This is a genomic window from Candidatus Dactylopiibacterium carminicum, assembly GCF_014736495.1.
GTDB classification, from domain to species: Bacteria; Pseudomonadota; Gammaproteobacteria; order Burkholderiales; family Rhodocyclaceae; genus Uliginosibacterium; species Uliginosibacterium carminicum.
This window is the reverse complement of the sequence record NZ_MDUX01000007.1, coordinates 1-12,410: the sequence shown is the minus strand read 5'-3', so window position 1 is coordinate 12,410 and position 12,410 is coordinate 1. Positions and strand designations below refer to the sequence as shown.

Sequence of the window (12,410 nt, the reverse complement as noted above, 5' to 3'; positions counted from 1 at the left end):
GAGGCCGAAGGGGTCTCGCCATCCACTTGTTGTATGTACCGCTGCGTTTATTTTGCTAGCGCCACCTTCACCTTGGCCGATACGGCAGTCATGTCCGCGCGGCCTGCAAGCTTCGGTTTGAGCACGCCCATCAGCTTGCCCATGTCGGCCGGGCTGGCGGCACCAGTCGCTGTAATGGCTGCGGCAATCTCGGCGTCGATCTCCGCATCGGAAAGTGCGGCAGGCATGTAGGCTTTGAGCACTTCGATCTCGGCGCGCTCTGCGTCGGCCAGACCTAGGCGGGCGGCAGCTTCATACTGGCTTACGGAATCGCGGCGCTGTTTGATTAGCTTGTCGATGACGACCTGGATTGCAGCATCATCCAACGTGATCCTTTCGTCGACTTCCCGTTGCTTGATGGCGGCCAGCAACAGGCGGATGGTGCCGAGTTTCGCGCTTTCCTTGGCGCGCATGGCGGCCTTTATGTCTTCCGAGATGCGTTCCTTGAGACTCATGATTTCTCCGGTAGGGCAAAACACAAAAACCCGGCCGCCTGGTTAGGCTCCGGGTCTTGCATCCAGCAAATCGTGCTGAGGGCCGACGGGCGGCCCCGGCCGATCAGTACAGCTTCGGCGGCAGGGTCTGGCTGCGCAGGCGCTTGTGCAGGCGCTTCACTGCGGCGGCCTTCTTGCGCTTGCGCTCGGCCGTGGGCTTTTCGTAGAACTCGCGAGCACGCAGTTCGGTCAGCGTGCCGGCCTTCTCAATGGTGCGCTTGAAGCGGCGGATGGCGACTTCAAACGGCTCGTTTTCCTTGACGCGTACACCAGGCATTCTGTATTCCTTGCTGGACAGACTATGGGAAAACTCGCTAGTCTATCCGTTCCGGCTTGAAATTCCAAGCCCTTTGTCAACACCCAGCGTAGAATTGCAGTCATGAAGAAGTCCCTACTCGTTCTCGGCATCGAATCCTCCTGCGACGAGACCGGTATCGGTCTGGTCGATACCGAGCGGGGCCTGCTGGCACACCGCGTATTTTCCCAGATCGACCTGCATGCGGCCTACGGTGGTGTGGTGCCCGAACTGGCTTCGCGCGACCATGTGCGTCGCATCGTTCCACTGATCCGTGAGACTCTGGCGGCAGGCGAGTGCGAACTGACCGCACTGGATGCCATCGGATACACAACGGGGCCAGGGCTTGCAGGCGCTCTGCTGGTTGGCGCCGCGGTAGCGGAGTCGCTGGGGTTTGCATTGCAGATTCCAGCTGTCCCCATCCACCATCTGGAAGGTCATCTGCTTTCCCCGATGCTCTCCAGCGATGCGCCCGTCTTTCCTTTTGTGGCCTTGCTGGTGTCTGGTGGGCATACTCAACTGATGCGTGTCAGTGGCGTCGGCGAGTATGCATTGCTGGGCGAGAGTGTGGATGATGCCGCCGGCGAGGCGTTCGACAAGACGGCAAAACTGCTGGGGCTGCCCTATCCAGGCGGGCCGGCGTTATCTCGTCTGGCGACGCAGGGGGTACCGGGGAAATTCCGGTTGCCGCGCCCGATGAAGCATTCCGGTGATTTGATGTTCAGTTTTAGCGGACTCAAGACTGCCGTGCTGACGGCAACCCGCAGGGCGGATTTCAGGCCGGAACAAATGGCGGATCTGGCCGCGGAATTCCAGGAGGTCGTGGTCGAGGTGCTATGCGTTAAGGCGCGCGAAGCGCTGAAGCAAACCGGGCTGAAACAACTGGTAGTTGCGGGGGGCGTGGGGGCCAATGCGCGTCTGCGTGAGCGTCTGCATCAAGAAGTTGGACGGCGCGGCGGCAAGGTCTATTTCCCTGAGCTGGAATACTGTTCGGATAATGGTGCAATGATCGCCTTTGCCTGTGCCATGCGTTTGCGCGCAAGTCATCAGGTGGAGCGAGGCGAAGGCGCTTTTGCCGTTCGCCCGCGCTGGCCATTGGCTGAGATCGGCTGATGCTCAGGTTTTTTTCTTGCGGCCTATACGGCTTTCCTCGCCGCGTAGCAGGCGCTGGATATTGGCCTGATGACGCCAGATGAGGACAGCCACCATCGCAGCGACTGCCGTGGTCCAGTGTTCCGCGCCCATTTGCCAGTGGGTCAGGGCTGGCGCAGAAACGGCTGCGAGAATGGCTGCGAGTGATGAGTAACGCGTGATGATTGCCGTGGCGAGCCAGACTGCGAGCACTAGGCCTCCCAGGGCAGGGCTCAGGCCGAAAAGCACGCCGGCGGCGGTTGCCACGCCCTTGCCGCCCTTGCCACGCAGAAAAAACGAAAACACATGCCCCAGAAAGACCGCCACAGCTGCGCCGGCCTGGGTCCAGACATCCAGCCCCCAGTCCGCGCCATGATGGCGCACCAGCCAGACGACCAGCCAACCTTTCGCAGCGTCACCGAGCAAGGTCAGTGCGGCGGCTGTCTTGTTGCCGCTACGTAGCACATTGGTTGCCCCCGGATTCCCCGAGCCGAAACTCCTCGGATCTGCCAGTCCCATGGCACGGGAAACAATGAGAGCGAATGGAATCGAGCCAATGAGGTAGGCAAGCAGCAGGAGTAGAATCGGCAGCATTATTGACAGAGCCTTGCGGCTTCATGAATGGATGGGATGGACTTCATATTCATTGAAGGCATGCTGGTCGACGCCAACGTTGGAATATTTCCGCGTGAGCGTAGTGCTCCTCAGCCGCTGGAGATCAACATGACTTTCGGCGTGCCGGACACGGCAGCGCTGCGCGATGATATCGCGGATACGATCGGTTATGACCAGGTGGTCGAGCGGGTGCGGGAGGTGTTGGCGCAGCGCCAGTTCAACCTGCTTGAAACGCTGGGAGAATTCGTGGTGGCGCTGATGTTCGAGGAGTTCAAGGCGCCCTGGGTACGGGTTTCGATTTCAAAGCCTGGCGTGATGAAGGATGTGCGTCGTGTCGGGGTGTATATCGAGCGAGGAAGAAATGGCGAGAGCCTTTCGGGATTGCCGATCCCCATGGGGATGCTGCGCAACTGAATCTTCCGTGTTTGGATGGTGCGAGGATGAAAAAAAGCGGCCGGAAGGCCGCTTTTTTGTATTCCCGAGAGGCTCGATTACTTGGCAATCAAGAGATCTTCGAGATTCTTGCCGGCAGTCAGCTGTTCGCCGACCCACAGCGGCTGACGGCCGCGACCGGTCCAGGTTTGTGCGGGATTGGACGGGTTCGCATATTTCGCTGCCACCTTAGCGCCAGTCTTGCCGCCAGCCTTCTTTGCGCCACGGACCGGTTTTGCTGCGGTACGCGGGGCCTTTCCGATCAGGGATTCGAGAGATACGCCATGCTTGGCGGCAACAGCCTTGAGTTCCTTCAGAACTTTCTCCTTGGCATTGCTGGCACGCTTGGTGATTTCAGCCTTGATGGCTTCTGCGGCCTGGTTGAGTTCCTTTTCGTTGGCTTTGGCGAGCTGGGATTTGGTCAGCAGCATTTGATGTTCCTTTATTTTCCGAATCGAACGGGAGATACTAGGGGTGATCCAGGTTGTTTTATGGCAGCCGGCCAACGGATATACAAGGAGGCCATGCCCTTTGGCCTGTGGATTCTGCCCCACTAATTTAAGAATGGCAAATTCGATTTGCCAAGGAATGTGAAAAGAACGATTTCCGGCGCACGTTGTCGATGTCTCTCTTCAGGCACGTGGATGGTGTGTGGAATGAATCTGCTTCAGGCGTTCCTGCGCCACGTGGGTATATATCTGGGTAGTGGAAATATCTGCATGCCCCAGTAGCAGCTGCAGTGCGCGCAGATCAGCGCCGTGATTGAGCAGATGGGTGGCAAAGGCATGGCGCAGCGTGTGCGGCGAAATTGCATTGCTGGAAATTCCCGCACTGGCAGCGTGGCGTTTAATGATGTGCCAAAACATCTGTCGGGTCATGCTGGAGCCAAATCGGGTAATAAAAACGGCATCGGCCGGTAATCGGAGAAGCTGCGGGCGACTTTCCTGAAGATAGCGTTGAATCCATTCAAGTGCCCATTCGCCAAGGGGGACCAAGCGCTCCTTGCTACCCTTGCCAGTGATGCGGAGCAGGCCGGCATGTAAATCCATTTCATGCATCTGCAGGGATACCAGCTCTGAGACCCGGAGTCCGCTGGCGTAAATGGTTTCCAGCATGGCGCGATCACGTAGACCGAATGTGTCGGCGCAATCCGGCGCTTCCAGCAGGGCTTCCACCTGCGTCTCGCTGAGCGTTTTCGGAAAACGCTCGAGGTTTCCGGGATTCCCCATGTGGAGCATGGGATCCTGTTTGATGTTGTCGTTCTGAAGGTGGTAGCGGAAAAAGCGCCTCAGGCTGGATAGCAGGCGACGCTGACTGGAAGGTTTGTTGATTCTGGAAATACTGGCTAGATAATCGGTCAGTGTTTCCTGGCTGCTCTGGTAAATTGGGTGTGTGGCCGAACGATCGATCAGCCATCGGGAGAATTGTTGCAGATCGCTGCGATAGGCTTCGAGCGAATTCCGGGCAAGGCCATCCCGTAGCCAGATTTCTTCGATGAAGCTGTCGATCTCGATCAGGTGTGATTCGCTGATATTCATGGCAGCGTGGCTTCGCGTGTGAGCAGCCAATGTTTGGTGCTCAGCAGCCAGTCTTCACGACTGTGGGCGAAGCCGCCGACATCGCGCTGACCGACTACGCGATGGCATGGCGTCAGGATGGGGAACGGATTGGAGCCGCAAGCTTGTCCGACCGCACGAGCTGCGCTGTTTAGTGTTTGCGCCAGCTCACCATAGCGTCGTGTCTGGCCCGCGGGGATTGCATCTATGAGCTGCCATACACGACGCTGGAATTGCGTGCCATGAATTTCCAGGGGGATGGTGGGCGTATGGCGAGCGTTTTTCAGCCAGTGCTGTATTTCCTGTGCGAAGCATTTCGCCAGGGCGGATTCCGTCATCACCAGGGGATGCTCGGGTGGCAGGAAAACGATCTCTCTTGCCATCGTTCCGTCGATTGATTCCCGCATGCCAAGGCGGCAGGTAGGCAGGGCGACGATGGCAGTGAATCCGTCGGCAGGGCGGGCACGCATGGATAGGTGCTCCGTGAAGGCATGATGCGGAATGATAGAGCGGGTCGTGACTGGCATGAAAAGGCCGCCGGTCACATAGCGCAATCGGCGGCCAAGATGCTGTCAGGTTCGGACGGGATCCCCCGCCCAGACCCGGCACGCACTATACGACTTTGGTTACAGCTGTTCAAGCCTTGAGAAGGGCCTTATGGCTTTCAACGACGGACTTCTCCGTTGCCGAAGACAATCCATTTCTGCGAGGTCAGCCCCTCCAGACCGACCGGGCCACGAGCGTGGATCTTGTCGGTGGAGATTCCTATTTCCGCGCCAAGTCCGTATTCGAAGCCATCGGCAAAGCGGGTGGAGGCATTGACCATCACAGAAGATGAGTCGACCTCACGCAGGAAGCGCATTGCATGGCTGTGATTCTCGGTGACGATGGCTTCGGTGTGCTGGGAACTGTAGCGGTTGATGTGGTCGATGGCTTCATCCAGCCCGGCGACCACCCTGATGGCGATGATCGGTGCGAGGTATTCCTCGCGCCAATCGGATTCGTCTGCCATGCGGATCAGCTCTTCGGGGATGTTGCCGGCGGCAAGGATTTCGAGGCTTTCCGGGCAGCAGCGCAGTTCCACCCCCTTGGCCGCCAGCAGGGCGCCTACCTGTGGCAGCAGTTCGTTTGCGCGTGCGCGTGCCACCAGTAGCGATTCCGCCGTGTTGCAGGTGCCATAGCGTTGGGTCTTGCTGTTCTCCACGATTGGCAGCGCTTTCTGGATGTCTGCCGCGTCATCCAGATAAACATGGCAGTTACCGTCGAGGTGTTTGATCACAGGCACTCGGGCTTCCTGGCTGATACGTGCGATCAGGCCTTTGCCGCCGCGCGGCACGATCACGTCCACAAATTCCGGCATGGTGATCAGAGCGCCAACGGCTGCGCGGTCCGTGGTTTCCACAACTTGCACCCCGGCTGCAGGAAGGCCTGCATGCTCGAGGCCTTCACGCACACAGGCGGCAATGGCCTGGTTGCAGTGCAGTGCTTCCTTACCGCCTCGCAGGATCGCCGCATTGCCGCTCTTGATGCAGAGACCGGCCGCATCCGCCGTCACGTTCGGTCGTGCTTCGTAGATGATGCCAACGACGCCGAGTGGCACGCGCATGTGGCCGACCTGGATCCCCGAGGGGCGGCGTTTGACGTCGCTGATTTCGCCGACGGGGTCGGGCAGGGCTGCGATCTGCTCAAGCCCGGTCGCCATGGATTCTATGCCTTTGGCTGTCAGGGTCAGGCGATCAAGCAAGGCGGGTTCCAGACCGTCGGCCCGGGCCTGGTCGAGATCGCGGGCATTGGCTGCAAGCAGTTCCTCCGCACGGGAGCGAATCCTGGTCGCGATGGCGTTCAGTGCGTCATTCTTGGCTGCGGTGGAGGCTGCGGCCATTTGGCGAGAGGCTTGGCGCGCCCCTTGCCCGAGCGCCTGCATGTAATGAGTGATGTCCATGGGGGAACACAAAAACGTCAGATGGGGAGATCGGCATTAGAGCATCCCGCCGTCGCTTTGTGCCACGCTTGACCGGGCCAGACCCCACGGTCACACTCGCGCCCCCATGCCGAATCCCCGCTTTTCCTACCCCGCCGCCGAATCCTTGTGGCGGGATCCTGGTTTCCTGCGCCTTTTCGCCGCCAGTACGCTTTCAGCCTTCGGTACCGCCATCTCCCTGATGGCCTTGCCGCTCACCGCGATCAATCTGCTGCACGCCAGCGCAACCGAGATGGGCATCCTGGTCGCTTGCGAGCTATTGCCGTTCATCACCATCGGGCTGCCCGCCGGTGTCTGGATCGATCGCTCCAACAAGCAGCGCCTGGCGGTGCTGTTCAATTTCGTTGCGGCAGGCGGCCTGGCATTGGTTCCGCTGGGGCATGAGGCGGGTTTCCTGTCGATGGGACTGCTGTATCTGGTGGGGTTCGTGGTTTCCACCACCGAGGCCGTGGGTGGTTCGGCCACGCAGGTAATGACGACCTTGCTGGTCGGACGCGAACGTCTGGTCGATGCGAATGCCCGCCTGTCCGCGGCCAGTTCGGTGGCGCAAGTGTGTGGCCCGGCGCTGGCGGCATTGCTAATCGCGCTCATGGGAGCCCCTCTGGCGGTGAGTCTGAATGTCCTCAGTTTCGTGCTGGCAGGTTTTCTTGTAGGCAGCATCCGTTTGCATGAACGGGTGGAGTCGCATCCGGGGGCTTCCGTGCTCGCGCAGGTGCGCGAGGGGCTGTTGCTGGTGTGGCATACGCCGATGTTGCGCGGGCTGGTGGGAGTGGTCGCGATGTGGATCATCCTGTCGGATGGCTTCAAAGCTTTATATGTCCTGCATGCAGCACGTAATCTCGGACTGGGTGAAGCAAGCATCGGCTTGATCAATACCCTGGGAGCACTGGGAGGCTTGCTTGGGGCTCCGTTGGCACGGACGTTGGCTGCACGCCATGGCATGCGCAGCACGCTGGTGGTGGGCGTGATGCTGGCTGGACTGGGTTATCTGCTCTATGCGTGGCCTCGTGCAGATTGGCCTCACGCGGCGCTTGCCGCTGCTGCCGCACTGTTCGTGTTCAGCATCGGCAGTACGCTTTATGTTGTCAATTACCTGAGTCTGCGCCTGGCCGTGACGCCTAATGGTCTGTTGGGGAGGATGGTGACTTCGATGCGTTTCGTGACCATCCTGCCAGGCCCTATTGGCACGATCCTGCTTGGCAGGATGGCGGACGCCTGGGGATTGCAGACTACGTTCCTGATGATCGAGCTGTCATGCCTGATCGTAGGGATACTGGCGGCGCGTTATCTTCCTGCTGAAAATGCTTTGTAGATAAGCTGAGTTTGTTGTCTGACTTATAGAATTTCGGAATACCGTTTCTGTAAGTAGGTGGTTACCCTAATTCTTTGATTAATAGAAACTAAATGGAAATTTCCCGTGTGGCTGCCTCTCAGCTTGACAACATTGGTGACATGTAAGGCAAAATGTTCTAACAATCGATTGGAATGAGGCGGAGATGAGTCAGACGGATGCTGAACGCAAGGTAAGGCATGGCAGTGGCAACCGGGTTGATGCCGTCTACAACGGGATCGTCGAGGCGATGTCCAGTGGCGAGTTCCCAGAGAGTGGGCGTCTGCCTACCGAAACCGAGCTGGCCGAACGTTATGGTGTTTCCCGTCCGACAGTGCGCGAAGCCTTGTCACGCTTGCGTCTGGATGGGCTGATTGCATCCCGGCGAGGATCCGGCAGCTTCGTATTGCGTCGCCCGGATCGCAACATCAAACGCTTTGCGCCCATCGAAAGCATTGCCGACGTACAGCGTTGTTTTGCCTTTCGTGTCGCGCTCGAATCCACCGGTGCGGGGTTGGTCGCCGATCTGCGTACGCCGCGCGATCTAGATGAGATCCAGCGTTGTTTCGAGCAGATGGAGCGAGCCCGCTGCGAGGATGACAACGAAAGCTTCGTGGAAGGCGACCTGCAGTTTCACCTTGCGGTGGCACGTGCCTCGCAGAATGTTTTCTTCGTGACCGCGCTGGACATGATCGTCGAGCAGATGCGTGTGGGCATGAAGTTGGCACTGAACTTATCGCTGGAGCGTGAGCGCGTCTGGCGCGAAATGGTACAGATCGAACACAAGGAAATCCTCACGGCGATCGAGAAAGGCTGGATGCATCGGAAGGCATGCGCTTTCATCTGGGCAACGCCCGGCGTCGTCTGTTCGAGGGCCCCGGTCAGAAGAGCGGTTGAATCGTCAGCTGCCCTTTTGGATGGCGAGCGGGCTGCATGAAAAGTAAACGCGGCATGCTTGTTCGCTGCCTGGAGGCCGAAAGGCTTCCAGGATGTGTGCTGGTCGTTGTCAGGCAGTAGATCCCGTTGCGTCTGGCCTTGATCAGGTTTGTATGCTTTTTCGCTACACTCGAGGAGACACACGATGATGCGAGTATCAAAACTGGCAGCAATCCTGGCAGCCGCAGTGTTCGCATCCACCCCTGTCGTTGCGCAGGAACTCAAAGCCGCCGATGTTCACCCCGAGGGGTATCCGAATGTCGTTGCCATGCAAAACCTTGGCAAGAAGCTGGAGGCGTCAACCAAGGGGCGCATGAAGCTGAAGATGTTCCCGAATGCTGTACTCGGTGACGAAAAGTCCGTCATTGAGCAGGCCCAGGCTGGCGGCATCGACATCATCCGTATTTCGCTTGGCCCGATAGGGCCGGTGGTTCCGGATGTCAATGTCTTTAATATGCCATTCGTGTTTCGCGATGAAGCGCATATGCGCAAGATCATCGACGGTCCGATCGGTCAGGAGCTTTTGGACAAGATCACAGCCAGCTCCGCTGGTCTGGTGGGGCTCGGCTGGATGGATGGCGGCACGCGTAACCTCTATACCAAGAAACCCATCCGCAGGCCGGCTGATCTGGCGGGCCAGAAGATCCGCATGATCGGCAATCCGTTGTTCATCGAAACCATGAACGCCATGGGCGGCTCTGGAATCTCGATAGGCTTCGGTGAGCTGTTCAGCGCACTGCAGACCGGTGTGGTCGATGGCGCCGAGAACAATGAGCCGACCTACGTTACGCAGAACCACCATACGTTGGCCAAGTTCTACGACCTCACCGGTCACCTGATCCTGCCTGAAATCTTCGTGTATTCGAAGGTGAAGTGGAATCGCCTATCCAAGGAAGACCAGGATCTGATCAAGAAGCTGTCGCGTGAGGCGCAGCTCGAGCAGCGTGCCTTGTGGGACAAGAAGGTGGCCGATTCACGCGCCCAGATGAAGAAGGATGGCGTGACGGTGATCGCTGATGTCGACAAGGAAGCTTTCTTCAAGGCAACACAGCCTGTTCGCGACAAGTACGGCAAAGACTATGCCGGCTTGATCAAACGCATCCAGGACGTGAAGTAACTGCCAGAAAAACTGGCGGGCGCGTTCGCGTGCCCGCTTTTTTTTCGCCGGACAGCCCCAAGACAAAGAATGTCCCCTTTTTGGGCTGCGCTGTCGCGTCAGCGATCGGTGCAGGGGCTTGTTTGCCTGAAAGAAAGGAAGCACACGATGAAGAACGCGTATCTGAAGGTGATGGATGGGGTCTATTGGGCCTGCATCTGGATCGCCGGCCTTTCGCTGGTCACGATGACCGTGGTCATTCCTATTCAGGTCGTCGCACGTAAGTTTCTGCATACCGGGCTGTCCTGGCCGGAGCCGCTGGCGCTGATGTGCATGATCATCTTCACCTTTGTCGGTGCTGCCGCAGCGTACCGTGCGGGAGCCCACATTGCGGTGAACATGGTCACCGACCGTTTGCCGCCCAGGCTGCAGTCCATCTGCGCCCGTGCCGTCGATATGCTGATGACGTTGTTGGTCGTATTCGTCATCTGGTACGGAACGGACCGCGTGCTGTTTTTCATGAAGACAGGCCAGACGCTGGCAGATTTCACTTCCATTCAGGTGAGCTGGACCTATCTGCCCTTGCCCTTGGGGTCGGCGGCGACCCTGTTGTTCATCATCGAGGCGGTGTTGTTTGGCAGCCAGGCCAGACGGCCCATCGTGATGATCGGTAGCCATGGCGGTGGCGTGGAGCCACAGCCCGACGCCCAGCACTAAGCCTCAGGAGCAAGCAATCATGGATGCATTCGTTATTCTCGTGACCTTCTTCGCGCTGCTGGTGGTGGGCGTTCCCGTGGCGTATTCGCTGGGGCTGACCGCGATGGTTGGCGGCATCTACGTGGCAGGGGGCGATCTGTCTCTGATGACCACCGTCATGCTGCGCATCGGTGACAGCGTCAACAAGTTCACTCTGTTGGCCATCCCGTTTTTCGTGCTTGCCGGTGCGATCATGGCGGAAGGCGGTATCGCCACGCGGCTGATCAATTTTGCTTCGATCTTCGTAGGTTTCATCCGCGGGGGGCTATCGCTGGTCAACATCCTGGCGTCCACGTTGTTCGGCGCCATTTCGGGGTCCTCGGTGGCGGATACCGCTTCCGTAGGCTCGGTGATGATTCCGCAGATGGAAAAGCGTGGCTATCCGCGTGACTACGCTGCTGCCGTGACCGCGTCAGGTTCCGTGCAGGCCATCCTGACGCCGCCCAGCCACAATTCGGTGATCTATTCGCTGGCGGCCGGCGGGACGGTCAGCATCGGTGCGCTGTTCGTCGCCGGGATACTGCCAGGGCTGACGCTCAGTTTCGTGCTGGGGCTGCTGTGCATCTGGTTCGCCAAGCGGCGAGGGTATCCGAAGGGCGAGCCGATTCCAGTCAAGAAGGCCTTGTGGATCATGGCCGATGCGTTGCCCGGGCTGTTTACGGTGGTCATCATCATGGGAGGCATCCTGAGCGGCTGGTTCACTGCCACCGAGTCGGCTGCCATTGCCTGCGTGTATTGCTTTCTGGTCACGATGTTTTATTACCGGGACTACAAGTGGAGGCAATTGCCGATTCTGGTACACCGTACGGTGAAGACCGTGACCATCGTGATGATCCTGATCGGTTTTGCCGGGGCTTTCGGCCACATCCTGACCATGCTGGATCTGCCACGCCAGATCTCGAGCTTCTTCACCAGCATCTCGGACAACCGGTACGCCATCCTGATGACGATCAACGTGCTGTTGTTGCTGTTGGGCACGCTGATGGACATGGCGCCGTTGATCCTAATCCTTACGCCCATCTTGTTGCCTGTGGTGGTCGAGCTGGGAGTGCACCCGGTGCATTTCGGCATGATCATGCTGGTGAATCTGGGGATGGGGTTGATCACGCCGCCGGTGGGCTCGGTGCTGTTCGTGGCCAGCGCGGTGTCGGGGCTGAAGATCGAGGCCGTCGTGAAGGCCATGCTGCCGTTTTTCGCGATCCTGTTCTCCGTGCTGATGCTGGTGACCTACGTTCCGGCCCTGTCACTGTGATTGCCGCGTGCGGTGGGGCAACTCAACAATCCTCCGGTGGCAGTAGCCGATGTGGCGACGACCAGGATCAATACGGCTGTCTTCATCGATGCGCTAGCCAACGATACGGACAAGGAGGGGGATCCGCTCTCTTTCCGCAATGTGACGATCGCTGATGAGAAGCAGGGAGAGGTCGCGCAGGACTACATGGATGACAAGTTCGTCATCAAATACACGCCGGCACCCGGTTTTACCGGTACTGCGATCATCCACTACGTGGTGGCGGATGCGCGTGGCGATACGGATTCGTCCTACGTGACAGTGACCGTGACGCCCTGAGCGTTTCATCGGAGTCTAATTTTCCCTGGAAACGAGACAAGCCCCAGCATTGGCCGACAGCAAAACGCCCCGCAAGCGGGGCGTTTTCTTGTGCAGTGGTCGAGGCTGGTGAACCTCGCCTCTACTAGGGCGTGTTCACAGTAGCCAGATATAGGCGCATGCGAGATGCAAGAAGGCGC

15 protein-coding genes are annotated in these 12,410 nt (G+C 58.8%); 8 read left to right on the top strand and 7 right to left on the bottom strand.

Going from position 1 to position 12,410, the window contains the following annotated elements; translation table 11 throughout:
• Positions 1–47: 47 nt before the first annotated feature.
• Both BGI27_RS03290 and rpsU read right to left on the bottom strand, forming a co-directional pair.
• Positions 48–494 carry a GatB/YqeY domain-containing protein gene (locus tag BGI27_RS03290; RefSeq protein WP_095523491.1) on the bottom strand — a complete coding sequence of 149 codons (447 nt, stop codon included), beginning with the start codon at positions 492–494 and terminating at the stop codon, positions 48–50.
• A gap of 103 nt (positions 495–597) precedes the next feature.
• Positions 598–810 carry a 30S ribosomal protein S21 gene (gene rpsU, locus BGI27_RS03285; RefSeq protein WP_095523490.1) on the bottom strand — a complete coding sequence of 71 codons (213 nt, stop codon included), beginning with the start codon at positions 808–810 and terminating at the stop codon, positions 598–600.
• Between the two features lie 102 nt (positions 811–912).
• On the opposite strand from rpsU, the gene tsaD reads away from it, so the two are divergent.
• Positions 913–1,941: a tRNA (adenosine(37)-N6)-threonylcarbamoyltransferase complex transferase subunit TsaD gene (tsaD, locus tag BGI27_RS03280; protein WP_095523489.1), complete on the top strand. Its 1,029-nt coding sequence runs from the start codon at positions 913–915 to the stop codon at positions 1,939–1,941.
• Positions 1,942–1,944: 3 nt separating this feature from the next.
• Here the strand turns inward: tsaD and plsY are convergent, their stop codons facing one another.
• Entirely contained in the window at positions 1,945–2,553 is a 609-nt protein-coding gene (plsY, locus tag BGI27_RS03275) for a glycerol-3-phosphate 1-O-acyltransferase PlsY (RefSeq protein WP_095523488.1), read from the bottom strand.
• A 36-nt stretch (positions 2,554–2,589) separates the two neighbouring features.
• Between plsY and BGI27_RS03270 the strand changes: the two genes are divergently transcribed.
• On the top strand, positions 2,590–2,988 hold the full coding sequence (locus BGI27_RS03270) for a dihydroneopterin aldolase (RefSeq protein WP_095523487.1): 399 nt from the start codon (positions 2,590–2,592) through the stop codon (positions 2,986–2,988).
• A gap of 77 nt (positions 2,989–3,065) precedes the next feature.
• Here the strand turns inward: BGI27_RS03270 and BGI27_RS03265 are convergent, their stop codons facing one another.
• The 4 genes from BGI27_RS03265 to BGI27_RS03250 all read right to left on the bottom strand — a co-directional run bounded on the left by BGI27_RS03265 (position 3,066) and on the right by BGI27_RS03250 (position 6,504).
• Positions 3,066–3,437: an H-NS histone family protein gene (locus tag BGI27_RS03265; protein WP_095523486.1), complete on the bottom strand. Its 372-nt coding sequence runs from the start codon at positions 3,435–3,437 to the stop codon at positions 3,066–3,068.
• Between the two features lie 201 nt (positions 3,438–3,638).
• Positions 3,639–4,544 carry a site-specific tyrosine recombinase XerD gene (xerD, locus tag BGI27_RS03260; RefSeq protein ID WP_095523485.1) on the bottom strand — a complete coding sequence of 302 codons (906 nt, stop codon included), beginning with the start codon at positions 4,542–4,544 and terminating at the stop codon, positions 3,639–3,641.
• The gene (locus BGI27_RS03255) at positions 4,541–5,032 is read right to left on the bottom strand and encodes a methylated-DNA--[protein]-cysteine S-methyltransferase (protein WP_095523546.1); all 492 of its coding nucleotides are present in this window, start codon (positions 5,030–5,032) and stop codon (positions 4,541–4,543) included. The genes xerD and BGI27_RS03255 overlap by 4 nt, the downstream gene beginning before the upstream one ends.
• 194 nt (positions 5,033–5,226) lie before the next feature.
• Positions 5,227–6,504, bottom strand: a complete 1,278-nt coding sequence (locus BGI27_RS03250) for a glutamate-5-semialdehyde dehydrogenase (RefSeq protein ID WP_095523484.1) — start codon at positions 6,502–6,504, stop codon at positions 5,227–5,229.
• Between the two features lie 106 nt (positions 6,505–6,610).
• On the opposite strand from BGI27_RS03250, the gene BGI27_RS03245 reads away from it, so the two are divergent.
• The 6 genes from BGI27_RS03245 to BGI27_RS03220 all read left to right on the top strand — a co-directional run bounded on the left by BGI27_RS03245 (position 6,611) and on the right by BGI27_RS03220 (position 12,231).
• Positions 6,611–7,855, top strand: coding sequence for an MFS transporter (locus BGI27_RS03245; RefSeq protein ID WP_095523483.1), 1,245 nt, complete (start codon positions 6,611–6,613; stop codon positions 7,853–7,855).
• Positions 7,856–8,039: 184 nt separating this feature from the next.
• On the top strand, positions 8,040–8,810 hold the full coding sequence (locus BGI27_RS03240) for a FadR/GntR family transcriptional regulator (protein WP_095523482.1): 771 nt from the start codon (positions 8,040–8,042) through the stop codon (positions 8,808–8,810).
• Positions 8,811–8,954: 144 nt separating this feature from the next.
• On the top strand, positions 8,955–9,926 hold the full coding sequence (locus tag BGI27_RS03235) for a TRAP transporter substrate-binding protein (protein WP_223871567.1): 972 nt from the start codon (positions 8,955–8,957) through the stop codon (positions 9,924–9,926).
• Between the two features lie 147 nt (positions 9,927–10,073).
• A complete protein-coding gene (locus tag BGI27_RS03230; protein ID WP_095523481.1) occupies positions 10,074–10,622 on the top strand; it encodes a TRAP transporter small permease in 549 nt (182 codons plus the stop codon).
• A 19-nt stretch (positions 10,623–10,641) separates the two neighbouring features.
• On the top strand, positions 10,642–11,913 hold the full coding sequence (locus tag BGI27_RS03225; RefSeq protein ID WP_095523480.1) for a TRAP transporter large permease: 1,272 nt from the start codon (positions 10,642–10,644) through the stop codon (positions 11,911–11,913).
• A 12-nt stretch (positions 11,914–11,925) separates the two neighbouring features.
• Positions 11,926–12,231 (top strand): Ig-like domain-containing protein, encoded by a 306-nt coding sequence (locus BGI27_RS03220; protein WP_223871566.1) that lies wholly within the window; start codon positions 11,926–11,928, stop codon positions 12,229–12,231.
• Positions 12,232–12,410 lie beyond the last annotated feature (179 nt).